This is a genomic window from Rhizobium sp. NXC14 (assembly GCF_002117485.1).
In the GTDB taxonomy this organism is placed as follows: Bacteria; Pseudomonadota; Alphaproteobacteria; order Rhizobiales; family Rhizobiaceae; genus Rhizobium.
The window spans coordinates 2229372-2253152 of sequence record NZ_CP021030.1 but is presented as its reverse complement, the minus strand read 5'-3'; the positions used below and the strand labels follow the sequence as shown (position 1 = coordinate 2253152).

Below are 23781 nucleotides of genomic sequence, written 5' to 3'. Positions count from 1 at the left end.
ACCATGTTCAACAGACGACAATTGTTCGGTGCGAGCGCAGCGCTGCTGGCGGCGGGCACATGGACGAAAACCTCGGCGATGGGGCTGCCCGACGCCCCGACAATGGAATCGGCGGACATGCAGCCGCCTCTGCACCCAACTTCCGGCCCGGACTATCAGCCGGTCGTCACCCTCAACGGCTGGACCCTGCCCCACCGGATGAACAACGGCGTCAAGGAGTTCCACCTCGTCGCCGAACCGGTCGAGCGCGAGATGGCGGACGGCATGACCGCCTATCTCTGGGGCTACAACGGCCAGTCGCCGGGTCCGACGATCGAGGCGGTCGAAGGCGACCGGGTGCGCATCTTCGTCACCAACAAGCTGCCGGAGCACACGACAATCCACTGGCACGGCATGATCCTGCCGTCGGGCATGGATGGCGTCGGCGGGCTGACGCAGCCGCACATCCCGGTCGGCAAGACCTATGTCTACGAGTTCGACCTCGTGAAATCAGGCACTTTCATGTACCACCCGCACTCCGACGAGATGGTGCAGATGGCGATGGGCATGATGGGCTTCTTCGTCGTCCATCCCAAGGACCCGACATTCATGCGGGTCGACCGCGACTTCGTCTTCCTGCTCAACGCCTACGACATCGATCCCGGCTCCTATGTGCCGCGTGTCATGGAAATGACCGATTTCAATATGTGGTGCTGGAACAGCCGCGTGTTTCCGGACATCAGTCCGCTCGTCGTTTCAAGGAACGACAGGGTGCGGGTGCGGGTCGGTAACCTAACGATGACGAACCATCCGATACATATGCATGGCTATGACTTCGAGGTGACATGCACCGATGGCGGCTGGTTGCGACCTGAAGCGCGGTGGCCGGAGGTGAGCGTTGAGGTGCCGGTCGGCGCCATGCGCGCCTACGAGTTCGACGCCAAGTATCTCGGCGACTGGGCGATCCATTGCCACAAGTCGCATCACACGATGAACGCGATGGGTCACGACATCCCCACGTTCATCGGTACGGATAAGTCGAAGCTCGCCGAAAAGATCCGCAAACTTCAACCGGATTACATGCCCATGGGCACCAAGGGCATGGCCGACATGGGCGAAATGGAAATGCCCATTCCCGAGAACACCATTCCCATGATGACCGGCTGGGGACCCTATGGCCCGATCGAGATGGGCGGCATGTTCTCGGTCGTGAAGGTCCGCGAGGGCATCTCGGCGGACGATTACTCCGATCCGGGCTGGTACGAGAACCCGCCCCGGACACAGGCCTGGGAGTGGACGGGCGAACTACCGGACGCGACAAAGGCCAAAGACGCAAAAACACAAATCACGCCAAAGCCGACGAATGGCTGAGGCTCAATATCCACATCAAAAGGATCTACGCATGAAGAATTATGTATTGGCGCTGGCACTCGCGGCGCTCGCAACTTCCGCCTTCGCCTCGGGCAACCATGCCGGTGGTCACGGCGAGAAAATGGCGGTCGGAGAGCCTGGCGACAAGGCTAAAGCGACGCAGACGATCCGCATCACAATGAAGGAAACCGACGACGGGAAAATGTTGTTCACGCCGGCGGTCTTCAACGTCCGTAAGGGGCAGACGGTCAAGATCGAGATCAAGAACGCCGGAACCGTCGACCACGAATTCGTGCTCGATCAGGAAGACAAGATCCTGGAGCATAAGAAGGTAATGGAGAAGTTCCCGGAAATGGAACATGCGGACGCCAATTCGATCCGCCTTCCCGCCGGTCAATCCGGCGAGATCGTCTGGAAGTTCACGACCGATGGCGAGTTCAAGTTCGCCTGCCTGATCCCCGGCCACTATGAAGCCGGCATGCACGGCGACGTCAGCGTCGCCGGCAAGTAACCCTCGATAAAGGAGCCATGAACATGAAATCCGCAATGATCAAGATGGGCGTCGCCGCCCTCATCTCCGTCAGCGCCGCGTTCGGCGCCTTCGCCCAGGAATTCACCAAGGGCGTCGTCAATAAGGTGGACCCAAAAGCGCAGAAGGTCACCATCAAGCACGAGGACCTGAAAAACCTCGACATGCCGGCGATGACGATGGTGTTCCGCGTCGAAGACCCGGCTCTGCTGGAAAAGCTGAAGGCAGGCTCGAACATCGAGTTCGTTGCCGAACGCGTGAATGGCAAGCTCACCGTTACCGACGTAAAATAGCCGGCTCCTGCCGCCCGGACCCGTCCGGGCGGCAGGGCATCGAGGAGTGGAGACCGATGTACAGAAGAAGCTTCATCGCCATGGCGGCGTCCGCGCTGGCGTTTCCTGGCGGATCGGTTCTCGCCGCCGCGCCGGCGAAGATGACAGTCTACAAGGATCCGAATTGCGGTTGCTGTCATGAATGGTCGAAAGCGATGGCCGCTGCGGGATTTTCCGTCGATGCCCACGACACCGACGACCTTGCCTCGGTCAAGGCGCGGCTGGGCGTGCCTGCCGACCTACAGGGCTGCCACACCGCCGTCGTTGATGAATACTATATCGAGGGACACGTGCCACTGGAGGCCCTGCAGCGGTTGCTGCGGGAATGGCCGCCGCTCCGAGGGCTCGCCGTGCCGGGGATGCCGCCCGGCTCGTTGGGAATGGGCGACGATCCGCAGGCCTCCTACGACGTCTACGCGATCCCCACGGGGTCCGGCGCGCCTTACGTGCTCATGGAGGTCCGTCCCCAAAAAGGCTGAGACCTTCGACCAACTTGGCAGCGGACTGCCCGATCAGGAGACTGGAGCGTTGCACAGCGCCGCCCACAGATCGTGTTTCCAGTCGGCGCCCGGCCGCGCCGAAACGTCGACCCCATAGTCGGCGGAATTGATCCGCACCGTGGCGGGCGAAACGCAGCGCACGCTCGCCTTGTGCTGTCCCCCGTCGCGATAGAGCACGGCCCCAGCACCGTCGAATTCCGACAGGGTGATGACGACATCGAAATCAAAGGCAGAATCGTGGGAGACCGCGCCCTCCGCCAGACTGAGGCTGACCGACCGGCTGCCGCCGAACGAAGTTGTATGGAAGACCGCAAGCTCGGAAGCCGCCGACATCGATGCGGACTGTGCGATGAGAATCGAGGACAGAAGGAATCGGCGCATTTACCCCTCCCACGGAGAATGCGTCACGATCCTATCATATGCTTGGAGGCTCGGCGACCAATTGCGGCCTATCCGATTGGCATGGCTCGTGCGTCGAACTCGATCTGCCGAGCGCACGGTCGAAGTCTCTTGCAAGCATTGCGTCAGGGAAGTCCGGCCTTGCGGAATCCGTCGACGAAATGCTCAAGCGTCGCGGGATCGCGGAAGGGCTCCGTCATCGCCCAGTGAGCTGTCGAAAAATCCGGGTTGGCGACGAGGAAGAGTGCGGTCTCCGCCCGCGCCTCGTCGAGCCGGCCGAGCTGTGCCAGACTTGCCGCCAGGAAACGAAGGGAGCTTGTGCGATAGGTTTCGTCGTGGCGCAGCGTCTCGACAGCGGCCTCATATTGCCCGGCTGCATATTGCGCCTGGCCGAGCGCCAGATAATACCAGCCCGCCGGAAAGGGATTCAGCCGGAACGCCTTGCGAACATGCTCGAGGCCTTCCTCAATCCGCCCGGCGAGGACCGTGATGTCGGATAATGCGGCAAAGGTATCTGCTTCGTTCGGATCGAGTTCGATTGCCTTGGCGAATTGCGCATCCGCCTCGGCGAAATTGCGTTCATAGGCAAGCAGATAGGCGAGGACCCACCGGCAGCCGGCATCATTGGGGTCGATCGCGACCGCCTTGCGCGCCAGTTGCAGAGCGATGCCGCGGGTCGATTCCGTCGGTCCGCCGCTATGAACCCATCCCATCCAGTGGTTCACGGCAAGCCAGCGATAGGCCTCAGCATAGTCGGGGTCGAGGGAGATTGCGCGCGTCAGCATGAGATGCGCTTCCTCCGCCGCCTGCGGGGCATCGTCCATCAGCTTGCGCCCCCGCACGCAGAGATCATAGGCCTCGAGGTTTTTCGGCCGATTTCGCGGCGGCGGCGCGCGCAGCCGGCCGAGCAGCGCTTCGACGATCCTGGCCGTCACCTCGTCCTGAACCGCAAAGATATCGTCCAAGCTGCGGTCGAAACGTTCCGCCCAGAGATGATCGCCGCTGACCGCGTCAATCAGCTTGGCGTTGACGCGCACGCACCCAGCGGCACGCCTTGCGCTGCCCTCGAGCAGGTAGCGCACACCGAGCTCCTCGGCAATCCTCTGCACGTCGAGCGCCTTGCCCTTGTAGGCGAAGACGGAGTTGCGGGCGATGACGAACAGCCCGGGCATCCTGGAGAGATCGGTGATCAGGTCCTCCGTCAGCCCGTCCGCGAAGAATTCCTGATCGTTGCCGATATTGAGGAAGGGCAGCACAGCGATCGACGGTTTATCCGGCAGCAGCAAGGTTTTTCGCTTCATGCCGCTCAGTCGATGCACGGCTCCCGTAAAGCGATAGCCAACGCGCGGAACCGTTGCAATCCATTCGCCGCCGCCGGTGGACGGGCCGAGCAGCTTGCGCAGCTGCGCGATCTGTACGGTAAGGTTGCCTTCCTCGACCGCCATGCCTGGCCAGGCGGCGTCCATCAGTTCGGTCTTGGCAAGGATTTCACCTGGTCGCCCGACGAGCGCCGCAAGCAGCTTCAGCCCGCGGTGGCTGATGGCAATGGGATTATCGTTCCGAAGAAGCGTTCCCGCATCCGGATCAAGCACGAATGGACCAAAGGCAAAGCGCGAACCCTGCATAAAGCGGATCTATAGTCCGTTTGGTAGTTTTTGAGAACGTTTTGGCGAGGCTTAATTACGCCGCTCCTCCTATCCCGCAGAATTCCATCCTCTTTCAACTCATGGGCTCGCCCCACCATTGACCGAGGAGGAGATCTGCATGACCGCCGCAAGCACGACATCAGAGAGCGGGGATCGGATTCCATGGACTGCGATGGCCGGCATTATCGCGACGGTGACGGTGTTTGCCGTTGCGCAAGGACTGACCTACCCGCTGCTGAGTTTCATCCTGGAGCGACAGGGAATAACATCAGGCCTGATCGGCCTCTCGGCAGCGATGACGCCACTGGGTTTCATCATATCGGCGCCCCTCATTCCGGCGCTTTCGCGAGGCGTAGGCGGGGCGCGGCTGGCCATCCTCTGTTCGATCCTGGCTGCCCTTACCTTGGTGGCGATTGCCTGGACCCAGCAGGTTTGGGCCTGGATGCCGCTGCGTTTCCTGCTCGGCTTCTTTGCCAATCCGCTCTACGTGATCAGCGAAACCTGGCTGATCACGATCACGCCGGCACCGCGCCGCGGCCGAATCCTCGGCCTCTATTCATCGATCGTTTCGGCTGGTTTCGGCGTGGGCCCACTATCCCTCGGCCTCGCCGGCACGGAAGGCTGGCCGCCCTTCATGATCGGCACCATGGCCTTCCTAGCCTGCGGCCTGATCGTGCTTGCCGTTGCCCCACGCCTGCCCAACATGCCCGATGACGGCAAGGCAACGTCGGTCGGCGGCTTCTTCGCGCTGGCGCCGCTGCTGCTCTTTGCGGTTTTCACGGCCGCCGCTTTCGAGCAGATCCTGCTTTCGCTGTTCGCCGTCTACGGAGCGTCACTCGGCAGCACCGAGGGGCGCATCGCTTCGCTCATCACTTGTTTCGTCGCCGGCAATGCCGTGCTGCAGATTCTGCTCGGGCGGGCGGCCGAGCGGTTCGGCGCAACGCGCACGATATTATTCTGCGCCCTGACTTGCCTCATCGGCTGCCTGCCGCTGACGTTCATCTTCAACACCTGGCTCATCTGGCCTCTGGTTTTCGTCTGGGGCGGCGTCTCCTTCGGGCTCTACACCGCGGGATTGATCGAGCTCGGCGAGCGTTTCACCGGCCAGACCGTGGTCGCCGGCAATGCGGCCTTCGCCTTCGCATGGGGCATTGGCGGCATGGCGGGCTCGCCCGCGGCCGGATTGGCAATGCAGCTGATCGGGCATCAGGGTCTGCCACTATCGCTCGGTCTGCTCAGCGGTGTGCTGGCATTGCTCGTATGGGAAGAGAAACGGCGCGGCAGCGCCCCTCCCTGATCGCTGCAGTGAAGTGTCAGACCAATGTCATCGAAACCCTTTAAAGCGCCCCGCAATGAATTGGATTGATGCGAGGTGCTTTCGATGGCGACATTGCAGCAGGTCGCGTTCCGGGCAGGATGTTCGCTGGCGACCGCGAGCAGAGTTCTCAACCGCAACGGGCCAGCCAGCGATCTGATGGTGCACAAGGTGCGCCGGGCTGCCGCGGAACTCGGCTATCACTTCGCCGGCCGGCTCGGACGCAGGCCGGTGGTCGGCGTTTTAATTCCAAGCATCACCAATCCGGTCTTCGCCTCGTCGCTGTCAAGCATCCAGAACCGCATGCTGGTCGCCGGCCACGGCGTGTTGATCGCACAGTCGAATTACGATCCGGCGCGCGAGGCCGATGCCGTCGCCGCACTTCTGAACGACCGGCCGACCGGGCTGATCCTCACCGTCTGCGATCCGTCGACGAGCGAGGCGCTGCTTGCCGGGCTGCCACCGACCGTGCTTCTCAACAACCTGCCGACGGCGCGGTTTCCGGCGGCCGTCACCGCCGACAATCGCAGTGCCGGCCGCGAGATCACGGCCTTCCTGATAGGCATGGGACATCGGCACATATTGTTTCTCTCCGGCAATTTCGCCGCCTCCGACCGCGCCCGCCTTCGCTTTCAGGGCTATCTCGACGCCATGGCCGAGAACGGCCTGACGCCGCATGATGCGATCCAGATCTCCTTCGTCGGCGGCTACGACCAGCTCGATCTCAGCACGGCGATGAATTCGCTTTCGCCGACGGCGATCATCGCGTCCAATGATCTCCTTGCCCTCGGCGTTATCGGCGCGCTGAAACGCGAGGGGCTCTCGGTGCCGGAAGATGTCTCGGTCGCGGGCTTCGACGGCATCGCCATCGGCCGGCTGATCGATCCGCCGCTGACGACCATCGAAATGCCGGATGCCAGCATGGGTGCGACAGCCGCCTCGCTGCTTCTTGACATGGCGGAGAACGCCGCCCCTGCCCGCCATCTCGACGTCACTTATACGCTGCGCCGCGGCGGCACGGTGCGCGCCATCTGAAATGCCAGGAAAAACAAGAGGCCGCTACGCACTTGGCGTGGCGGCCCCTACCCTGGGTGGGGAAGCCGATCAGCTGCGCGGCAGCATGCCTTCGACATCGGCGGCCGCGTCGTCAAGCGCTTCCTTCGGATCGGCCGACTGGTCGACGATGCGCGAGAGGTTATCGACGATCGTCTGCGTGACCTTGACGCCGTTCGAGCCGGGGAAGGCATACCAGGGGATCATGACCGGCATCTGGCTGAGACCTGCCTGGAACAGCGGGTTCTGCTTGTAGAAATCGCCGAGATATTCGGGCGACTTGGCGGCGAGCTCGTTGTTCGGGACATAACCGGTGCCGGGCACGACGACGGAAGCGCCGTAAGGACCGGCGGCGAATTTGGCGAACTTCCAGGCGGCATCCTGCTCGGCAGCGTCATGCGTCAGGATGACGACAGCGTTGCCGCCTGTGGGAAGGCGGCCGTTAACCGGATCGATCAGCGGGATCTTGGCGGTGCGCAGATCGAATTTGCCGCCGACATTCTTGATGGTGTTGCGCAGTGCGCCCGTCGTCTGGAATTCGAAACCGACCTTGCCGGCAGCGAAAGCCTGCTCGCCGGCGGGCTTGGTGAAGACGGGCATGCCTCCTTCCGTGACCAGACGATGCAGGACCTCGACGGCCTTCTGGCCTTCCGGACCGTTGAAGGCAACCTTGCTTTCGTCCTCGCTCAGCATCTTGCCGCCGGCGCCGAAGAGCAGTGCAGAAAACATCCAGTCGTCGCCCTGCCAGCGGAAATCGATGCCGTCGACGCCGTTGCCGAGCGCCTTGATCTTGCCACCGAGCGCGATGACTTCATCCCAAGTCTTCGGCGGATTGTCGGGATTGCCGCCGGCCGCCTTCACCAGATCGGCGTTGTAATACATGATCGGGTTGGAAGTTGCGAAAGCGAGACCGACCTGCTTGCCCTTGACCTGGGCGAGTTTGAGAATCGTGTCGGAGAAGCCCTGCTCGGCCATGTTGCCGTCCTTCTGGACGAGCGGACCGAGATCGACGGCGACGTCGCGCTCGTCGAGCATGCGCAGGCGGTTCAGGCCGATGAAGGTGATGTCGGGCATTTCACTGGTGCCGGCCTGGCGAAGGATCGTCTGGATGCCTTCCTCGTAGGTCGCCGAGGGGCTGGCGAACTGGATCTTGATGTCGGGGTTCTCAGCCATGAACTTCTTCGAGATCGTGTCCATCACGTCTTTGAAGAAGCCCGGCATCGGGTAATGAACCGTCAGTGTCGTCTCGGCATGCGCGGGCAGCGCGATTGCCAAGGATACGGCCGCTGCGGCGAGAAGCTGGGTGATATGTTTCATCGCTCGTTCTCCTGGGTTGAAGCCGGTCAGCCTTTGAGACCGGTCATGGTGATACCCTCGACGAAACGCTTCTGCGCAAGCAGGAAGGCGGCAACGAGGGGAAGGGTAATGATGAGGGTCGCGGCCATCAGCGCGCCGTAATCGTCGCCGGCCTCGGCGGCGCGGAAATACATCAGCCCGAGTGGCGGCGTGGCGTAGTCCTGCTTGCTGATGACGACCAGCGGCCAGTAGAGATCGTTCCAATGCGCGACGACCGAGAAGATGGCGAAGGCAGTAACGGCCGGCCAGGCATTCGGCACGATGACGCGGCAAACGATGCCAAGTTCCGACATTCCGTCGAGACGCGCGGCATGGATGAGATCATCCGGCATGGCGCGGAAGATCTGCAGGAACATGAAGATCGCGAAGACCGAGATGGTGAAGGGCGCAACGAGGGCGGCGTAGCCGTTGAGCAGCGAGGCGCGGTTGAAGGCGACATAGAGTGGCAAGGCAGTCGCATGGATCGGCACCAGCAGACCGAGCATGACCAGCGCCATCATGGCCCGGGCGGCGGCGAAGCGCAGCTTCGCCATGGCATAGGCGCAAGGGATCGCCACCAGCACCTGGAAGAAGAAGATCAGCCCACAGACGACGACGCCGTTCCACAGAAGCTGCGCCATCGGCACCCGGCTCAGCGCCTTGGCGAAGTTCTCCGCATAGGTGAGATGCGCCGGAATCAGCGACAGCGACGAGGTGAAAATATCGCTCTGCGCCTTGCCTGCCGCCGAAATCATGAAGACGTAGGGCGAAAGGAAGATAATTGCGCCCAGGGAAAGCAGCGTCAGGCGAATGATGCGGCCGAGGGAAAAAGCGCCCGTCATGTGTAATGCACCCGGCGATCGAGGATGCGGTACTGCAGGAACATCAGCACCACGAGAATCAGGAGAAAGACGACGGTCATCGCCGAGGCGTAGCCGACGCGCAGGTAGACGAAACCTTCCTGGTAGATCGTAAAGAGCAGCACCTCCGACGCCTTGTTCGGGCCGCCTTCCGTCAGCGTCTTGACCGTCTCGAAGACCTTCACAGCGTTGGTGATGCTGATCGTGATGACAAAGAGCGTCGTCGGTCCGAGCATCGGCCAGGTGACGAGCAGAAAGCGATCGAGGGCGGATCTGGCGCCATCCACTTCGGCTGCCGCATAAAGCTCGCGCGGGATTGCGGTGAGCCCGGCCAGGAACAGCACCATGTTGAAGCCGGCCGACTGCCAGACGCCGATGATCGAGAGGCTGTAAAGTACCGTGCCGGAGCTGCCCAGCCAGTTCGGACCGGGCAATCCCGTCAATGCAAGAAGTGCGTTGATGGGTCCGATCGTCGGATGAAACATATATTGCCAGACAGTTGCCATAGCGACGATCAGTGAGGCGACCGGCAGGAAATAAGCGGTGCGAAAGAAGCTGCGCGCCGCCGTTTCGCTCTCGATCAGCATGGCGATACCGAGGCCGAGAAGGATTGAGACGGGCGCGACGATCGCCGTGTAGACCGTCGTATTCCACAGCGACTTGCGGAAAGTACGGTCGGTGATCAGATGCGCGTAATTCTCGAAGCCGACGAAGCGGAACTTACCGTAACCGAGTTCGAAATCGGTAAAGCCGAGGAGGATGACAGCCGCGACCGGCAAAAGCACGAAGAGCAAAAGGAGAACGATCGCCGGCAGCACCAGCATCCAGGCGATGCGGGCCTCGCTGCGCCGATTCGCAACGGCGGGATCGCCAACTACGCCCACGGAAACGACGCTAGCCATGCGCCCTCTCCCGCGCGATATCGCCTGCGGCGAGCCCATTGCCGGCCCCGGCGCGAGCAGCCAGCCGTCTACCATCCTCGGCGAAGGCCATGATCCGGCCTGTGTCGAGCCGCAGCCCGACCGGATCACCGGCGGCGAGGCCTGCGGCTTCTGGCGGCTGAACCTTGGCAATTACGGTCTCGCCGATCGCATCGAGGCGGCAATAGAGGATGACCTCCGATCCCAGGAACTCGACGCGCTCGATCCGGGCGGCAAGCCCGTCCTGGCGGTTGCGATCGAGAGAGACGAACTCGGGGCGAATGGCGAGCGTGACTGGCATCTTGCCGGCAGGCGGGTTTTTCAGCGGCAGCCGCAGGTCGCCAAAGGAAATTACACCGTCTTCGGCTTCCGCCGGCAATTGATTGATGCGCGGCTGGCCGATGAAGCGGGCGACCTCGATATGGGCGGGATCGTCGTAGATGACCTCAGGGCTTGCAATCTGCAGCAACCGGCCGCCCATCATCACAGCGACGCGATCCGCCATCGACAGCGCTTCCGCCTGATCATGGGTGACGTAGAGCGTCGGCACACCGGCGCGGCGATGAAGGTCGACGATCTCGCCACGGGCATGGACGCGCAGGTTCGCGTCGAGATTGGACAGCGGCTCGTCCATCAGGAAAATGCTCGGCCGGCGCACCATGGCGCGGGCGAGCGCCACACGCTGGCGCTGTCCGCCGGACATCTGGCCGGGCTTGCGGTCGAGCAAGTGTTCGATCTTGAGTGATGTCGCCATTTCCCGGACGTCGCGGGCGATCGCCGCGCAGGTGGCGCGCTGGCCCGGCATCAACGAGCCTATGAGGGGCAGCCGCTGCGTCGTCGACAGCCGGCGCATCGCCAGGGGCACGGCGATGTTTTCAGAGGCCGTCAGATGCGGATAGAGGGCGTAGGATTGAAAAACCATCGCGATGTTGCGGTCGGCGGCTGCCACGCCGGACATATCTTTCCCGCCGATCAGGATCTCGCCCCGGTCGGCGTGGTCGAGGCCGGCAAGCACGCGCAGGAGCGTGCTCTTGCCGCAGCCGGAGGGCCCCACCAGCGCGATGAATTCGCCGGCGCCGATATCGAGGCTGACGCCATTGAGGATCTGGTTGCCAGCGAAAGACTTGGTGATGCCGCGAAGCGAGAGCGCGCTCATTCCACCGGTTCCCGCTGCTTGACCGCCTGGGGATAGACCTCGTGGACGACGTCGTCGAGCACATGCGCGGTCATGCCGGGAACGGCGACTATCGCGCTTGCGACCGACGTATCGAACTCGTGAACGACGGCGCCGATCAGGCGCTCGCCCGGCATCTCCCGCTCCATCCTGTCGATGATAAAGGCAGCCGAAGGGCCCCAGGTCAGCTGGGTATTGTCGACACGACCCTGCCAGGCCCAGTGAAGGTGGCCGCTGGCAAACAGCGCGACGTCATGGGCCGATATCAGATCATAAAGCCGCCGGCGCTGAGCCGGGCGAACGCTCCAGTAGCCGGTATCGCCTTCATCGGGCGCATCGACGAACAGAGGCTTATGCGCGAAGAGTGCCACGCGCCGCGCGGCGCGATCCGCAAGCGCCCGCTCGAGCCACTCGAACTGCGCCTCCTCCTCATCATCTTCATGGCCGAGAAGCAGCGAATTCAATCCGATGAAGCGCCAGCCGGCCGCATCCTCCAGCCAGCGATCGTCACCGGCAAGGCTGCGCCAGCGGGCGAGCCGCTCGGCATTGACGGGCTGGTCCGAACCCTTGAGGTGCCCGACATCATGATTGCCGGGAACGATCAGCATCGGGATCGATACCTGGCGCATGAGATCCATCGAGAAGATGATGTCCTCGTCCTTGTCGGCGCCGTCGACGGTGAGGTCACCTGTATGGACGATCAGATCGGCGTCGGTCTCTTCGATCCAGCTCAAGAGCGGTGCCCAATTGCCGTTGAAATGCGGCTTGCCGGGGCTGAAATGCGTGTCGGTGATCTGAATGATTTTCATGGGGCGCGTCTCCGAGAACCTCGGAAGCGTCTCCCGGACGCTCCCTTCTCGGGGCCTCTCTAGAGGGCTCCCATGTCAATCAGACATCTGCGTTTTCAGCTGTTTTTCAGTTTTGACATCAATCTGTCACACAGCCGCAGGCCGCCTCCCGAACTGGGAGCCGGCCCATCTGCTGATTGGGTGGGGATCAGTGCCGCGGTGAGTTTGCGGGGATGGACGATACCGTCGCCGAAACGGGGTCGCTTGCGGGGAAGGTGTCTTCGAGACCTTCGTTCAGCTCCTCTTCCAGCGTTTCGCTGTCGTGGGTGGAACGCGCGCTCGGCTGGCCGATGAGACCCTTGCTGCCTTCGTCGAAGTTGCCGTTGCTCAAGGCATCATACCGGTTGATGCTGCCGTCCGGGCTGCGGCCGGGAAAGGCCGTCAGCTGAACCATCATTACCTTGGCGTGGTCGAGTGCCGTCGAACTGTCGAGTTCGCCATGAGAATTGTCGATTTTGACGGCAATCGACTCTCCTCCCTCGCCCAGAAATTCCACCGTGAAGAAGTTGCCGGACTGTGTCACGCGCGTATCGATCAACTGCATGGGAACCTCCTCTGTTCATGCCAAACCAACGGCGATCAGCATCAGGAGTTCCACGACAACGCCACTTCAACGCGATGCGTGGCGCGCCGAGGGTGAGATCCGCTGATAATTCGCCTGTATTTATGGTTAATTTATTAATAATTCGGGGCTTATCATTGGAACCATGCGGCCTTTCCGAGTGTTGTTGCTGCGCCGTGGAGGAACCTCGATGATACTGAAAATCCTTGCGCCAAAGATCGACGCCGATTGCCATGATACCGGCACCTATCCCGACGGGATCTTCGCCGAAAACCGCATCGACCTTTCATCGCTCCGCGACGACCGCCGTCGCTCGCCGCATGAACGCGATTACGGCGCCGACAGAAAACTGGAAAAACTGCCGCTCGGCTTCGTCTAAGCAGCCATAACCTCCTCTTGCCGGCCGGATGATCCCGGCCACATTCTCCTTTGACGCCACTCGTGCAGATCAGGAGAAGCCTTTGCCCTGGATTGCCTACATCACCCATTTCATCGCCGCGGCATTTCTGGCCAACGGCATCCCGCATTTCGTCAATGGCGTCAGCGGCCGGCCCTTCCGCACCCCATTCGCCAATCCAAGTTCGCCGACGGTGAATGTCATATGGGGCTGGGCCAACTTCCTCATCGCCTTCCTGCTCTTTGCCAATATCGGGCCGCTCTACATCGGCACTCCGGGCGATACGATCTTTGCCGCGGCCGGCATGCTCCTCACCGGCATCCTGCTCGCCCGCTTTTTCGAAAGCAGCGCCAGATAGTAGCTTGCATGATGATAGTCACTCCTGTAGTGACATCTGCCATGCAGCGGACAAGTTTCGGCCAATTCAAATGCCCGGCGGCGCGCGCGCTCGACAGCGTCGGCGACTGGTGGAGCATCCTGATTCTGCGCGACGCCTTCCAGGGGCTGTCGCGCTTCGACGAGTTTCAGAAAAGCCTCGGTGTGGCCCCGAACATCCTGACGCGGCGTCTAAAACATCTGACGGACCAGGGCCTGTTCGAACGACGGCTCTACCAGCAGCGCCCTGCCCGCTACGAATATGTGCTGACCAAGAAGGGCCGCGATTTCTTTCCGGTGTTGATGGCGCTGTTTTCCTGGGGAAGCCGGCACATTCCCGAAGAGGATCTCGCCTTTCTGCTCAGCGACGCCGCTTCCGGCAAAGCGCGCGAGACGGTGCTTGTGGACGCACGGACCGGCGAAGAAGTAACGCCCGAAAACACCAGCCTGCTCCCTGGACCAGCCGCCGATGACGAGGTGCGTGCGCGGATCGCCCGCATGCGCGCCTGGTATCTCGGTATCGACGCATAGAGAGGAAAATAGCATGGATCGCATCGTTGTCACCGGCATGGGACTTGTCTCGCCACTCGGCACCGGCGTCGAACCTGCCTGGAAACGTCTCGTCGACGGCACCTCCGGTCTCAGGGTGCTCCCGGACGATGTTGTCGGCGAGCTCTCGGCCAAGGTAGGCGGTGTCGTTCCTGGCATGGCCGAGGACGCGCAGGCCGGCTTCGATCCCGACCGCTCGATCACGCCGAAAGACCAGAAGAAGATGGATCGCTTCATCCAGTTCGCGATGGCAGCGACGGAGGAAGCTGTGAAGCAGGCCGGCTGGACGCCGACCGACGAAGGTTGCCGTGAACGCACCGCAACGATCATCGCTTCGGGCGTCGGCGGCTTTCCTGCAATCGCCGAAGCGGTGCGGATCGGCGAGACGCGGGGCGTGCGGCGGCTATCGCCCTTCACCGTGCCCTCCTTCCTCGTCAACCTCGCCGCCGGCCAAGTCAGCATCCGCTATGGTTTCAAGGGGCCGCTCGGCGCGCCGGTGACGGCCTGTGCCGCCAGCGTTCAGGCGATCGGTGATGCGGCGCGGCTGATCCGCTCCGGCGAAGCCGATGTGGCGATCTGCGGCGGTGCCGAGGCCTGCATCGACAAGGTTAGCCTCGGCGGCTTTGCCGCCGCGCGTGCGCTGTCCACCGGCTTCAACGAGACGCCGGAATTGGCTTCGCGGCCCTTCGACACGGCACGCGACGGTTTCGTCATGGGCGAAGGCGCCGGCATCCTGGTCATTGAAACGCTCGCCCACGCGCTGGCCCGCGGGGCGACACCACTTGCGGAACTCGTCGGCTACGGCACGGCGGCGGATGCCTACCACATGACCGCAGGTCCCGAAGATGGCGACGGCGCGCGCCGGGCGATGGTGGCGGCACTCAGGCAGGCGAAGATTCCGGCCTCGGAGGTCAGGCACCTCAACGCGCACGCGACGTCGACACCGGTCGGTGACAGAGGCGAGATCGCTGCGATCGGCACGATCTTCGGCCGCAATGGCGCCATTGCCGTCAGCGCGACGAAGTCGGCGACAGGCCATCTGCTCGGCGCTGCGGGCGGGTTGGAAGCAATCTTCACCATTCTTGCGCTGCGCGACCAGATCGCGCCGCCGACCCGCAACCTCAACGAAGCCGATCCGGCCGCCGACGGCATCGACATCGTCGGCAAGACGGCGCGGCCGCTTGCCACGGACTATGCCATCACCAACGGCTTCGGCTTCGGCGGCGTCAATGCCAGCGCCCTCTTCCGGCGCTGGTCGTAAAGTCCGTTTTCCTTGTGCTGAAATTCGCTTACACTTCCGCTCTATCGGGGGCTCGCTCCCCGATGGAGCCGGAGATCAATCCATGCGCGCCTTTCTCGCAGTTCTCATTCTGTGTGCCGCGTCCGCCCTCTCTCCTCTCTCGGCCCATGCCGAAGATCCGATCGACACCACGCGAACGATGATCGAGGAACAGATCAAAGCCTTCCTCAAGGACGATGCCGAAACCGCCTATTCCTTCGCCGCCCCCGGCATCAAGGCGATGTATCCCGACAAGAACCTGTTCTTCGCCATGGTGAAGAAGAGCTACGAACCGGTCTATCACCCCGGCAATTACGCCTTCGGCCGCAGCCGCTCGATCGATAATGGCGCGCTGATCTACCACGAAGTTCTGATCTCAGGACGCGATGGCAAGGACTGGACGGCGATCTATCAGGTCACGCGCCAGCCAGACGGCAGCTACCGGATCAACGGCGTTCAGATCATGCCGGATGCGGACAGCAAGGGAATTTGATCAAACTGCGTTCGGCCGATCAAACGGGATCGAGATCACCTCTCGCCCATTCCTCCATCGTTTCCGCCATGAAATCGGCGAAGCGGCCTTCGGCGATCGCCTTGCGGATGCCCTGCATCAGTTCCTGATAATAAGCGAGATTGTGCCAGGAGAGCAGCATGCCGCCGAGGGCTTCGTTGGCGCGGACGAGATGGTGGAGATAGGCGCGCGAATAATCGCGCGAAGCCGGGCAATTCGATTGTTCGTCGAGCGGACGCATATCCTCGGCATGGCGGGCATTGCGGATATTGACCTTGCCGCGGCGGGTGAAGGCCAGGCCATGGCGGCCGGAGCGGGTCGGCATGACGCAGTCGAACATATCGATGCCACGGGCGACGGATTTGAGGATATCGTCAGGCGTGCCGACGCCCATCAAGTAACGCGGCTTTTCCACGGGCAGGACCGGAAGCGTCTCTTTCAGCATGTTCAGCATCACGTCCTGCGGCTCGCCGACCGCAAGACCGCCGACGGCATAGCCCTTGAGGCCGAGCTTGGTGAGTTCCTCGGCCGAACGGATGCGCAGGGCCGGGATATCGCCGCCCTGAACGATGCCGAACATCGCCTTGCCCGGCTGCTCGCCGAAGGCCACCTTGCAGCGCTCGGCCCAGCGCAGCGACATTTCCATGGCGCGCTCGATCTCCTTCGGTTCGGCCGGCAGCGCCACGCATTCGTCGAGCTGCATCTGGATGTCGGAGCCGAGCAGCCCTTGGATCTCGATCGAGCGCTCCGGCGACATATGATGCAGGCTGCCGTCGACATGCGATTTGAACGTGACACCCTGCTCGTCGAGCTTGCGCAGGCCGGAGAGCGACATGACCTGGAACCCGCCTGAATCCGTCAGGATGGGATGTTCCCAGCGGATCAGCTTGTGCAGGCCGCCGAGGCGGGCGACGCGCTCCGCTGTGGGTCGCAGCATCAAGTGATAGGTATTGCCGAGGATGATGTCCGCGCCGGTCTCCCGCACCTGATCGAGATACATGGCCTTGACGGTGCCGACTGTACCGACCGGCATGAAGGCCGGCGTGCGGATCGCGCCGCGCGGCATGGAAATCTCACCGAGACGGGCACCGGCATCGGTCTTCTCGAGCGTGAATTGGAAGTTCTCTGTCATCTAGTCTTTCCGGAAAAGAAGGCTCGCGTCGCCGTAGGAGTAGAAGCGGTAGCCCGTGGAAATCGCGTGTTCATAGGCCGCATGCATGGTTTCGAAGCCTGCGAAGGCCGAGACCAGCATGAACAGCGTTGAGCGCGGCAGGTGGAAATTGGTCATCAGCATGTCGACCGTCTTGAAGCGGTAGCCGGGCGTGATGAAGATCCCGGTGGCGCCGGCCCAGGGCTTGATCTCTCCGCTTTCCCCGGCGGCGCTCTCGATCAGCCGCAACGAGGTCGTGCCGACACAGACGATGCGCCCGCCTCTTTCCCGCACAGCATTCAAGCGCGCGGCGACGTCGGCGCTGACATAGCCGCTTTCGAGATGCATTTTGTGATCGTCGGTATCATCAGCCTTAACAGGCAGGAAAGTGCCGGCGCCGACATGCAGCGTGACGAAATGGCGTTCGATGCCGGCCCTGTCCAGGGCCTCGAACAGCCCAGGCGTGAAATGCAGGCCGGCGGTTGGGGCTGCAACGGCGCCTTCCTCGCGGGCATAGATCGTCTGGTAATCGGCCCGGTCGCGCTCGTCCTCGGGGCGCTTGGCGGCGATATAGGGCGGCAGCGGAATATGGCCGACGGCGGCGATCGCCTCGTCGAGCACCGGACCGGAAAGATCGAAGGCGAGCGTCACTTCGCCCGCTTCGCCTTTTTCCTCCACCGTCGCATCGAGCGAGCCGATCATGCAGCTTTCGCCGCTGTGGCCGAAGGCGATGCGATCGCCTTCCTTGATGCGCTTGCCCGGTTTGGCGAATGCCTTCCAACGGCTGGGACCGACGCGCATGTGCAGCGTTGCCGAGACCTGCTGACCGCCGGCGCCGTCGCGATGGCGGATGCCCTCGAGCTGGGCGGGGATGACCTTCGTGTCGTTGAAGACGAGCGCGTCGCCGGCGCGCAGAAATGACGGCAGATCCGAAACGCGATGGTCCGACAGTGCGCTTGCCGCTTTTGCGTCCACGACGAGCAGGCGTGCGCTGTCGCGCGGCTCGGCGGGCCGCAGGGCGATGCGCTCCTCGGGCAGATCGAAATCGAAAAGATCAACGCGCATAAGTGTACTTTCAGGCAAAGCGAAACCCGCCCCGCGCTCTCGCGCAAGGGCGGGTTTCAGCAGAAATCACAATCAGACGTCGGCGGCAACCCGCATAGAGACGATCGAGTCCGGATCGGAGACCGGCTCGCCGCGCTTGATCTTGTCGACATTGTCCATGCCTTCGATCACCTGGCCCCAGACGGAATACTGCTTGTTCAGCCACGGAGCGTCGGTGAAGCAGATGAAGAACTGCGAATTGGCCGAGTTCGGGTTCTGCGAACGCGCCATCGAGCAGGTGCCGCGCACATGCGGCGTCGCCGAGAACTCCGCCTTCAGGTCCGGCTTGGCGGAGCCGCCCATTCCGGCGCGGCCGGGATTGAAGGTTTCCGAACCCTTCTTGCCATATTCGACGTCGCCCGTCTGAGCCATGAAATCCTGGATGACGCGGTGGAAAACGACGCCGTCATAGGCCTTCTCGCGGGCGAGTTCCTTGATGCGGACCACGTGCTCAGGGGCGACCTGCGGCAGCAGCTGAATGACTACTTTGCCCTTGGTTGTTTCCAGGATAACGGTGTTTTCGGGATCCTTGATCTCGGCCATTGTCTTCTCCTCTTTCTTTCTCTCGTAACCTACTTCTTGCCCAGGGTGACCTTGATCATCCGGTCGGGATTTTTGACTTCGCCATTCTGGCCTTCGCCGCGCTTGATTTTGTCTACGTTCTCCATGCCGGACACGACCTTGCCGACGACGGTGTACTGGCCGTTGAGGAAGGAACCGTCGGCAAACATGATGAAGAACTGCGAATTGGCGGAATTCGGATCCTGCGAGCGGGCCATGCCGACGGTGCCGCGCACGAACGGTGTCTTGGAGAATTCAGCCGGGATATCGGGCAAGTCGGAGGAGCCGGTGCCGGCGAGGCTGGCATCGAAGCCCTTTTCCATGTTGCCGTATTTGACGTCGCCGGTCTGGGCCATGAAGCCGTCGATGACGCGGTGGAAGGCGACGTTGTCATATTCGCCCTTCTTGGCAAGCGCCTCGATCTGGGCGACATGTTTCGGCGCTACATCCGGCATCAGTTGGATCACCACCGGGCCGTTCTTCAGCTGAATGGTGAGATAATGATCGGCCGACTGGGCCAACGCATCCCCCGCGAAGGAGGCGAGATACAGCACGCCGGCAAATGCGAGATAGAAGAGTTTCATGTGAGCTCCGTTGCGGCGTTATCCGCCTAGGCTTTTGCGCCTGCTAGTTTGGGCGCTTGGATGTGAGGGCTTGCTGGACGGCGGCCGGGACGAAAGCGCCGACATCGCCGCCCATGGCGGCGATCTGGCGGACCAATGTGGCGGTAATAGGCCGTGACGCCGTGCCGGCCGGCAAAAAGATGGTCTGGATATCGGGCGCCATCGTTCGGTTCATGCCGGCCATCTGCATTTCATAATCAAGGTCCGTGCCATCGCGGAGGCCGCGGATCAGAAGCGTGGCGGCATGAGCACGGGCGGCATCGACGACCAGATTGTCGAAGGCGACGACAGTGATGTTGCCGGTCTTACCGGGCAAGACTTCGGCCAGCGACAGGCGGATCAGCTCGGCTCTCTCTTCGAACGAAAAGAGCGGCGCCTTGCCGGGATGGATGCCGATCGCGACGATGACTTTTTCGGCGACGTTCAGCGCCTGGACCAGAACATCCACATGTCCGTTGGTGATCGGGTCGAAGGACCCAGGATAAAAAGCTGTCGTCATCTGGCCCGGCCATTCGTTTGACGCCTTTTGTCACGGATGCAGACTTGTCGCAAGTGATTTACCGGGCCGCGCCGCACGGCTGAACAGCGGATGAACATGCCATTCAAGGCCGTTTCAGACGGGATCTGCTTAACTCGGATCATCAATGCAGCCAATGCCATTCCGGCAGCCGGCGCTCCCGAAAGACCTGGATCCATGCTGATCGTGCTCGTTGCGTTTGCCGTCACTTTCTCCCTCGCCGCCGAGCTGGCCTATGGCTATTTCGCCGATCGCCACGAGGTGAACTGGGTGCGGCCGGAGCTTGCCGAACATGCGGCGATCGTGCGTGCTCAAGGCCGGCTGCGCGGAATAAAGGCCGGCTGCGCCAGGAGAAACGGTCTTCGAATCTGAACGCCAGATGAACGAGACATTCAAGGAGGCTTCAGACCGCCATTGCTAAACACCCCCTCAACATCCGACGGAACCATTCTTAAACGGATGCGTTCACTCAACCGACACAGAAATGCGTCAAAGCGCGGCAGGAAGGACTAATAATGCCCGGCAAAATTACGATGATTAACGTGCTCTGGATGGTTATGGTCACGGGCATGCTCACCGCAACTGTCGCTCTTTATGATCAGAAGGTCGATACCTCCAAAATTTATGGCCCCTATGCCTCGGCCCGCACGGCCGTACTGGGCCAGTACTGAGGAGCGAGTACGCAACTCCCCAGGAAAGGAATGCCTATGTTCACGATCTTGACAGTGCTAACCGCCCTCATCAGCGTCATGTTCATCGTGTCTGTGGCCTCGACGATATCAGCGCTGCGGCGCGAAGGCGAAGAGGTGAAGGCGCTGAACGAAAAGCATAGCGCGTTCTGACATTCCTCTCTTCCCCTCCCATGAGCGGCGCCCTTTCGCCGCCTGGGCTTTTCAAAGCCGGATGCAACCAGCGTCCGGCTTTTTTCTTGGGCAATGAGCCGGCCTGAGCCAACAGAGTGCTTCAGCTTGGAAGCAACGCTCTAACAGAAAAGGGCGGCTTGAAGCCGCCCAGTTCATTCGATCATTCCTCGGCAGCACCGCCCGGATCGCCATCGGCGACAGGTGTTTCATCGGCGCGTGCGGTACCTTCGGCCGCGTCGACCGCGCCTTCCGTCTCATCATCCTCCGGCTCGCTGATGCGCTCGACCGAGACGACCTTCTCGTCCTTGGCCGTCGAGAAGATGGTGACGCCCTTTGTGGCGCGGCTGGCGATGCGGATGCCGCCGACCGGCACTCGGATCAGCTGGCCGCCGTCGGAGACCAGCATAATCTGATCGCCGTCATCAACCGGGAAGGCCGCCACCAGCTCGCCGATCTCTCCGGTTTTCGACGTATCGGTGGCGCGGATGCCCTTGCCGCCGCGGCCGGAGATGCGGAAGTCGTAGGAGGAAGAACGCTTGCCGTAGCCCTTTTCGGAGACGGTGAGCACGAATTGCTCGCGCGCCTTCAGTTCTTCGTAGCGCTCGTCGGAAAGTTGCCCCTCTTCTGTGACTTCTTCGCCAACGAGAGCGATGTCCTCTTCATCAACGCCTATCGCACGGCGTTCGGCGGCGGAGCGCTTGAGGTAGGCGGCACGTTCCCATGGCTCGGCATCAACATGGCCGACGATCGTCATCGAGATGATGCGGTCGCCGTCGCCGAGATTGATGCCGCGCACGCCGATCGAGTTGCGGCCGGCAAAGACACGAACGTCGTCGACGGAGAAGCGGATGCACTGGCCAAGCGCCGTGGTCAGAAGAACGTCATCCCGATCAGTGCAAGTCTCGACGGAGAGGATTTCGTCGCCCTCTTCCTCGAGCTTCATGGCGATCTTGCCGTTGCGGTTTACCTGGACGAAGTCCGAAAGCTTGTTACGGCGAACCGTACCGCGCGTCGTCGAGAACATGACGTCGAGATTGTCCCAGCTCGCCTCATCCTCGGGCAAGGGCAGGATGGTGGTGATGCGTTCGCCGGGTTCGAGCGGCAGCATGTTGATCAGCGCCTTGCCGCGCGAGGTCGGCGTGCCGATCGGCAGGCGCCAGACCTTCTCCTTGTAGACAATGCCGCGCGACGAGAAGAACAGAACCGGCGTATGGGTATTGACGACGAACAGCCGGCTAACGAAATCCTCGTCGCGGGTGGTCATGCCGGAGCGGCCCTTGCCGCCGCGGCGCTGGGCCCGGTAGGTGGTCAGCGGCACGCGCTTGATGTAGCCGAGATGCGAGACGGTGACGACCATGTCTTCGCGGGCGATCAGATCCTCGTCGTCCATTTCGAGGCCGCCATCGACGATCTCGGTGCGGCGCGGCGTGCCGAACTCGTCGCGGACGGCTGATAGTTCGTCCTTGACGATGGTCTGGATGCGGACACGCGAGGAAAGAATATCGAGATAATCCCGGATCTCCTCACCTATTTTGTTGAGTTCATCTCCGATTTCGTCGCGGCCGAGTGCCGTCAGTCGGGCAAGGCGCAGTTCGAGGATAGCGCGCGCCTGCTCTTCGGAGAGGTTGTAGGTCAGGTCGTCGTTGATGCGGTGGCGTGGATCGTCGATCAGACGGATCAGGCTTTCGACATCTTCGGCCGGCCAGCGGCGCGTCATCAGCTCTTCGCGGGCCGACTGCGGATCAGGCGCCTGGCGGATGACACGGATGACTTCGTCGATATTGGCGACGGCGATCGCGAGACCAACCAAGACGTGGGCGCGCTCGCGCGCCTTGCGCAGCAGGAACTTGGTTCTCCGGCTAACGACTTCTTCGCGGAAAGAGACGAAGGCGCGCAGCATGTCGAGCAGCGTCAGCTGCTCCGGCTTGCCGCCGTTCAGCGCCACCATGTTGCAGCCGAAGGAGGTCTGCAAAGGTGTGTAGCGGTAGAGCTGGTTAAGGATGACCTCGGCATTGGCGTCGCGTTTCAATTCGATGACCACGCGATAGCCCTGGCGATCGGATTCGTCGCGCAGATCGGAGATGCCCTCGATGCGCTTTTCGCGCACGAGCTCGGCCATCTTCTCGATCATCGTCGCCTTGTTCACCTGGTATGGAATTTCGGTGATGATGATCTGCTCGCGGTCGCCGCGCATCGGCTCGATGGTGGCAACGCCGCGCATGATGACGGAACCGCGTCCGGTCTCGTAAGCCGAGCGGATGCCGGCGCGGCCGAGGATCTTGGCGCCCGTCGGGAAGTCGGGGCCGGGAATGATCTGCATCAGTTCCGGCAGCTCGATCGCCGGATCGTTGATCAGCGCAATGCAGCCGTCGATGACTTCGGAGAGGTTGTGCGGCGGGATGTTGGTCGCCATGCCCACCGCGATGCCGCCGGCGCCGTTGACGAGCAGGTTCGGGAACTTGGCGGGAACGACGACCGGCTCGGAGAGCGTGCCGTCATAGTTGTCGCGGAAGTCGACGGTTTCCTTGTCGAGATCGTCGAGCAGCGAATGGGCAGCCTTCTCCAGGCGGCACTCGGTGTATCGTTCGGCCGCCGGCGGATCGCCGTCGACCGAGCCGAAATTGCCCTGACCGTCGATCAGCGGCAGGCGCAGCGACCAGGGCTGCGCCATGCGGGCAAGCGCGTCGTAAATAGCGGCGTTGCCGTGCGGATGGTATTTACCCATCACGTCGCCCGTAACGCGGGCGCATTTGACGTATTTCTTGTTCCAGTCGATGCCGAGCTCGGACATGCCGTAGAGGATGCGCCGGTGCACGGGCTTCAGGCCGTCGCGCACGTCGGGCAACGCGCGGCTGACGATGACGCTCATGGCGTAATCGAGATACGACCGCTGCATTTCCTCCATGATGGAGATGGGCTCGATGCCTGGCGGGAGCTTCCCGCCGCCGGGGGGTGTTTGCTCAGTCAAAACAGATCACGATCTCTTCTAGAATCACTTGAAGATTTATAGCGGAAAGCCTGTTCCCGCG

General features: G+C 62.2%; 28 protein-coding genes. 14 read left to right on the top strand and 14 right to left on the bottom strand.

All coding sequences use genetic code 11. From position 1 onward, the window contains the following. Positions 1 to 3 precede the first annotated feature (3 nt). From NXC14_RS11110 to NXC14_RS11095, 4 genes are read left to right on the top strand one after another with little or no spacing between them, the layout of a single operon-like run. Positions 4 to 1350 (top strand): copper oxidase, encoded by a 1347-nt coding sequence (locus tag NXC14_RS11110; protein WP_085778189.1) that lies wholly within the window; start codon positions 4 to 6, stop codon positions 1348 to 1350. A 31-nt stretch (positions 1351 to 1381) separates the two neighbouring features. Beyond that, the gene (locus NXC14_RS11105; protein ID WP_085778188.1) at positions 1382 to 1861 is read left to right on the top strand and encodes a plastocyanin/azurin family copper-binding protein; all 480 of its coding nucleotides are present in this window, start codon (positions 1382 to 1384) and stop codon (positions 1859 to 1861) included. Between the two features lie 23 nt (positions 1862 to 1884). Then, positions 1885 to 2172 carry a copper-binding protein gene (locus NXC14_RS11100; protein WP_085780067.1) on the top strand — a complete coding sequence of 96 codons (288 nt, stop codon included), beginning with the start codon at positions 1885 to 1887 and terminating at the stop codon, positions 2170 to 2172. 56 nt (positions 2173 to 2228) lie between these two features. Next, positions 2229 to 2690 (top strand): DUF411 domain-containing protein, encoded by a 462-nt coding sequence (locus tag NXC14_RS11095; RefSeq protein ID WP_085778187.1) that lies wholly within the window; start codon positions 2229 to 2231, stop codon positions 2688 to 2690. A gap of 33 nt (positions 2691 to 2723) precedes the next feature. On the opposite strand, the gene NXC14_RS11090 is transcribed toward NXC14_RS11095, so the two are convergent. Next, a complete protein-coding gene (locus tag NXC14_RS11090) occupies positions 2724 to 3092 on the bottom strand; it encodes a hypothetical protein (protein WP_085778186.1) in 369 nt (122 codons plus the stop codon). A gap of 143 nt (positions 3093 to 3235) precedes the next feature. Then, positions 3236 to 4735: a winged helix-turn-helix domain-containing protein gene (locus NXC14_RS11085; RefSeq protein ID WP_085778185.1), complete on the bottom strand. Its 1500-nt coding sequence runs from the start codon at positions 4733 to 4735 to the stop codon at positions 3236 to 3238. 139 nt (positions 4736 to 4874) lie between these two features. Between NXC14_RS11085 and NXC14_RS11080 the strand changes: the two genes are divergently transcribed. Together NXC14_RS11080 and NXC14_RS11075 are read left to right on the top strand one after the other, a co-directional pair. Beyond that, entirely contained in the window at positions 4875 to 6053 is a 1179-nt protein-coding gene (locus NXC14_RS11080) for an MFS transporter (RefSeq protein ID WP_157131400.1), read from the top strand. An 84-nt stretch (positions 6054 to 6137) separates the two neighbouring features. Then, complete coding sequence (locus tag NXC14_RS11075) at positions 6138 to 7106, top strand: substrate-binding domain-containing protein (RefSeq protein ID WP_085778184.1); 969 nt, start codon at positions 6138 to 6140, stop codon at positions 7104 to 7106. Between the two features lie 69 nt (positions 7107 to 7175). On the opposite strand, the gene NXC14_RS11070 is transcribed toward NXC14_RS11075, so the two are convergent. From NXC14_RS11070 to NXC14_RS11045, 6 genes are all read right to left on the bottom strand, one after another. Then, a complete protein-coding gene (locus NXC14_RS11070) occupies positions 7176 to 8441 on the bottom strand; it encodes an ABC transporter substrate-binding protein (protein ID WP_085778183.1) in 1266 nt (421 codons plus the stop codon). Between the two features lie 26 nt (positions 8442 to 8467). Then, on the bottom strand, positions 8468 to 9301 hold the full coding sequence (locus NXC14_RS11065; protein WP_085778182.1) for a carbohydrate ABC transporter permease: 834 nt from the start codon (positions 9299 to 9301) through the stop codon (positions 8468 to 8470). Beyond that, positions 9298 to 10221: a sugar ABC transporter permease gene (locus NXC14_RS11060; protein ID WP_085778181.1), complete on the bottom strand. Its 924-nt coding sequence runs from the start codon at positions 10219 to 10221 to the stop codon at positions 9298 to 9300. The genes NXC14_RS11065 and NXC14_RS11060 overlap by 4 nt, the downstream gene beginning before the upstream one ends. Beyond that, positions 10214 to 11395 carry an ABC transporter ATP-binding protein gene (locus NXC14_RS11055; protein ID WP_085778180.1) on the bottom strand — a complete coding sequence of 394 codons (1182 nt, stop codon included), beginning with the start codon at positions 11393 to 11395 and terminating at the stop codon, positions 10214 to 10216. Before NXC14_RS11055 ends, NXC14_RS11060 begins: the two co-directional genes overlap by 8 nt. Then, the gene (locus NXC14_RS11050; protein ID WP_085778179.1) at positions 11392 to 12222 is read right to left on the bottom strand and encodes a metallophosphoesterase; all 831 of its coding nucleotides are present in this window, start codon (positions 12220 to 12222) and stop codon (positions 11392 to 11394) included. Before NXC14_RS11050 ends, NXC14_RS11055 begins: the two co-directional genes overlap by 4 nt. A gap of 187 nt (positions 12223 to 12409) precedes the next feature. Then, positions 12410 to 12805, bottom strand: a complete 396-nt coding sequence (locus tag NXC14_RS11045; RefSeq protein ID WP_085778178.1) for a hypothetical protein — start codon at positions 12803 to 12805, stop codon at positions 12410 to 12412. Between the two features lie 208 nt (positions 12806 to 13013). Here NXC14_RS11045 and NXC14_RS11040 point away from each other — a divergent pair, with 208 nt between their 5' ends. The 5 genes from NXC14_RS11040 to NXC14_RS11020 all read left to right on the top strand — a co-directional run bounded on the left by NXC14_RS11040 (position 13014) and on the right by NXC14_RS11020 (position 15916). Beyond that, complete coding sequence (locus NXC14_RS11040; RefSeq protein ID WP_085778177.1) at positions 13014 to 13202, top strand: hypothetical protein; 189 nt, start codon at positions 13014 to 13016, stop codon at positions 13200 to 13202. Between the two features lie 82 nt (positions 13203 to 13284). Then, complete coding sequence (locus NXC14_RS11035; RefSeq protein ID WP_085778176.1) at positions 13285 to 13578, top strand: hypothetical protein; 294 nt, start codon at positions 13285 to 13287, stop codon at positions 13576 to 13578. 41 nt (positions 13579 to 13619) lie between these two features. After that, the gene (locus NXC14_RS11030; RefSeq protein ID WP_085778175.1) at positions 13620 to 14126 is read left to right on the top strand and encodes a helix-turn-helix domain-containing protein; all 507 of its coding nucleotides are present in this window, start codon (positions 13620 to 13622) and stop codon (positions 14124 to 14126) included. Positions 14127 to 14139: 13 nt separating this feature from the next. Continuing rightward, complete coding sequence (gene fabF, locus NXC14_RS11025) at positions 14140 to 15405, top strand: beta-ketoacyl-ACP synthase II (RefSeq protein WP_085778174.1); 1266 nt, start codon at positions 14140 to 14142, stop codon at positions 15403 to 15405. Positions 15406 to 15487: 82 nt separating this feature from the next. Next, complete coding sequence (locus NXC14_RS11020) at positions 15488 to 15916, top strand: DUF4864 domain-containing protein (RefSeq protein WP_085778173.1); 429 nt, start codon at positions 15488 to 15490, stop codon at positions 15914 to 15916. A gap of 19 nt (positions 15917 to 15935) precedes the next feature. Here the strand turns inward: NXC14_RS11020 and tgt are convergent, their stop codons facing one another. From tgt to coaD, 5 genes are all read right to left on the bottom strand, one after another. Beyond that, the gene (gene tgt, locus NXC14_RS11015) at positions 15936 to 17066 is read right to left on the bottom strand and encodes a tRNA guanosine(34) transglycosylase Tgt (RefSeq protein ID WP_085778172.1); all 1131 of its coding nucleotides are present in this window, start codon (positions 17064 to 17066) and stop codon (positions 15936 to 15938) included. Then, entirely contained in the window at positions 17067 to 18149 is a 1083-nt protein-coding gene (queA, locus tag NXC14_RS11010; protein ID WP_085778171.1) for a tRNA preQ1(34) S-adenosylmethionine ribosyltransferase-isomerase QueA, read from the bottom strand. Between the two features lie 72 nt (positions 18150 to 18221). After that, entirely contained in the window at positions 18222 to 18731 is a 510-nt protein-coding gene (locus NXC14_RS11005) for a peptidylprolyl isomerase (protein ID WP_085778170.1), read from the bottom strand. A 29-nt stretch (positions 18732 to 18760) separates the two neighbouring features. Further along, positions 18761 to 19333 (bottom strand): peptidylprolyl isomerase, encoded by a 573-nt coding sequence (locus NXC14_RS11000; RefSeq protein ID WP_020921292.1) that lies wholly within the window; start codon positions 19331 to 19333, stop codon positions 18761 to 18763. A gap of 43 nt (positions 19334 to 19376) precedes the next feature. Further along, positions 19377 to 19871, bottom strand: coding sequence for a pantetheine-phosphate adenylyltransferase (gene coaD, locus NXC14_RS10995; protein WP_085778169.1), 495 nt, complete (start codon positions 19869 to 19871; stop codon positions 19377 to 19379). A gap of 90 nt (positions 19872 to 19961) precedes the next feature. Between coaD and NXC14_RS10990 the strand changes: the two genes are divergently transcribed. The 3 genes from NXC14_RS10990 (at position 19962) to NXC14_RS33860 (ending at position 20731) form a co-directional block, all read left to right on the top strand. Then, a complete protein-coding gene (locus NXC14_RS10990) occupies positions 19962 to 20261 on the top strand; it encodes a hypothetical protein (RefSeq protein ID WP_085778168.1) in 300 nt (99 codons plus the stop codon). 143 nt (positions 20262 to 20404) lie between these two features. Continuing rightward, entirely contained in the window at positions 20405 to 20560 is a 156-nt protein-coding gene (locus NXC14_RS32965; RefSeq protein ID WP_198175521.1) for a hypothetical protein, read from the top strand. A gap of 36 nt (positions 20561 to 20596) precedes the next feature. After that, positions 20597 to 20731 (top strand): hypothetical protein, encoded by a 135-nt coding sequence (locus tag NXC14_RS33860; protein ID WP_010056528.1) that lies wholly within the window; start codon positions 20597 to 20599, stop codon positions 20729 to 20731. A gap of 181 nt (positions 20732 to 20912) precedes the next feature. On the opposite strand, the gene gyrA is transcribed toward NXC14_RS33860, so the two are convergent. Then, on the bottom strand, positions 20913 to 23720 hold the full coding sequence (gene gyrA / locus NXC14_RS10985; protein WP_085778167.1) for a DNA gyrase subunit A: 2808 nt from the start codon (positions 23718 to 23720) through the stop codon (positions 20913 to 20915). Between the last annotated feature and the right edge of the window lie 61 nt (positions 23721 to 23781).

Bases quoted from the DNA above. Each gene is read 5' to 3' on its own strand.
- NXC14_RS32965 (WP_198175521.1), top strand. From the start codon at position 20,405: ATGCCCGGCAAAATTACGATGATTAACGTGCTCTGGATGGTTATGGTC.
- NXC14_RS11030 (WP_085778175.1), top strand. From the start codon at position 13,620: ATGCAGCGGACAAGTTTCGGCCAATTCAAATGCCCGGCGGCGCGCGCG.
- NXC14_RS11090 (WP_085778186.1), bottom strand. From the start codon at position 3,092: ATGCGCCGATTCCTTCTGTCCTCGATTCTCATCGCACAGTCCGCATCG.
- NXC14_RS33860 (WP_010056528.1), top strand. From the start codon at position 20,597: ATGTTCACGATCTTGACAGTGCTAACCGCCCTCATCAGCGTCATGTTC.
- NXC14_RS11045 (WP_085778178.1), bottom strand. From the start codon at position 12,805: ATGCAGTTGATCGATACGCGCGTGACACAGTCCGGCAACTTCTTCACG.
- NXC14_RS11110 (WP_085778189.1), top strand. From the start codon at position 4: ATGTTCAACAGACGACAATTGTTCGGTGCGAGCGCAGCGCTGCTGGCG.
- NXC14_RS11095 (WP_085778187.1), top strand. From the start codon at position 2,229: ATGTACAGAAGAAGCTTCATCGCCATGGCGGCGTCCGCGCTGGCGTTT.
- NXC14_RS11085 (WP_085778185.1), bottom strand. From the start codon at position 4,735: ATGCAGGGTTCGCGCTTTGCCTTTGGTCCATTCGTGCTTGATCCGGAT.
- coaD (WP_085778169.1), bottom strand. From the start codon at position 19,871: ATGACGACAGCTTTTTATCCTGGGTCCTTCGACCCGATCACCAACGGA.
- NXC14_RS11105 (WP_085778188.1), top strand. From the start codon at position 1,382: ATGAAGAATTATGTATTGGCGCTGGCACTCGCGGCGCTCGCAACTTCC.
- NXC14_RS11065 (WP_085778182.1), bottom strand. From the start codon at position 9,301: ATGACGGGCGCTTTTTCCCTCGGCCGCATCATTCGCCTGACGCTGCTT.
- NXC14_RS11060 (WP_085778181.1), bottom strand. From the start codon at position 10,221: ATGGCTAGCGTCGTTTCCGTGGGCGTAGTTGGCGATCCCGCCGTTGCG.
- queA (WP_085778171.1), bottom strand. From the start codon at position 18,149: ATGCGCGTTGATCTTTTCGATTTCGATCTGCCCGAGGAGCGCATCGCC.
- NXC14_RS11005 (WP_085778170.1), bottom strand. From the start codon at position 18,731: ATGGCCGAGATCAAGGATCCCGAAAACACCGTTATCCTGGAAACAACC.
- NXC14_RS11000 (WP_020921292.1), bottom strand. From the start codon at position 19,333: ATGAAACTCTTCTATCTCGCATTTGCCGGCGTGCTGTATCTCGCCTCC.
- NXC14_RS11050 (WP_085778179.1), bottom strand. From the start codon at position 12,222: ATGAAAATCATTCAGATCACCGACACGCATTTCAGCCCCGGCAAGCCG.
- NXC14_RS11055 (WP_085778180.1), bottom strand. From the start codon at position 11,395: ATGAGCGCGCTCTCGCTTCGCGGCATCACCAAGTCTTTCGCTGGCAAC.
- NXC14_RS11080 (WP_157131400.1), top strand. From the start codon at position 4,875: ATGACCGCCGCAAGCACGACATCAGAGAGCGGGGATCGGATTCCATGG.
- NXC14_RS10990 (WP_085778168.1), top strand. From the start codon at position 19,962: ATGAACATGCCATTCAAGGCCGTTTCAGACGGGATCTGCTTAACTCGG.
- fabF (WP_085778174.1), top strand. From the start codon at position 14,140: ATGGATCGCATCGTTGTCACCGGCATGGGACTTGTCTCGCCACTCGGC.
- NXC14_RS11075 (WP_085778184.1), top strand. From the start codon at position 6,138: ATGGCGACATTGCAGCAGGTCGCGTTCCGGGCAGGATGTTCGCTGGCG.
- tgt (WP_085778172.1), bottom strand. From the start codon at position 17,066: ATGACAGAGAACTTCCAATTCACGCTCGAGAAGACCGATGCCGGTGCC.
- NXC14_RS11100 (WP_085780067.1), top strand. From the start codon at position 1,885: ATGAAATCCGCAATGATCAAGATGGGCGTCGCCGCCCTCATCTCCGTC.
- NXC14_RS11070 (WP_085778183.1), bottom strand. From the start codon at position 8,441: ATGAAACATATCACCCAGCTTCTCGCCGCAGCGGCCGTATCCTTGGCA.
- NXC14_RS11020 (WP_085778173.1), top strand. From the start codon at position 15,488: ATGCGCGCCTTTCTCGCAGTTCTCATTCTGTGTGCCGCGTCCGCCCTC.
- NXC14_RS11040 (WP_085778177.1), top strand. From the start codon at position 13,014: ATGATACTGAAAATCCTTGCGCCAAAGATCGACGCCGATTGCCATGAT.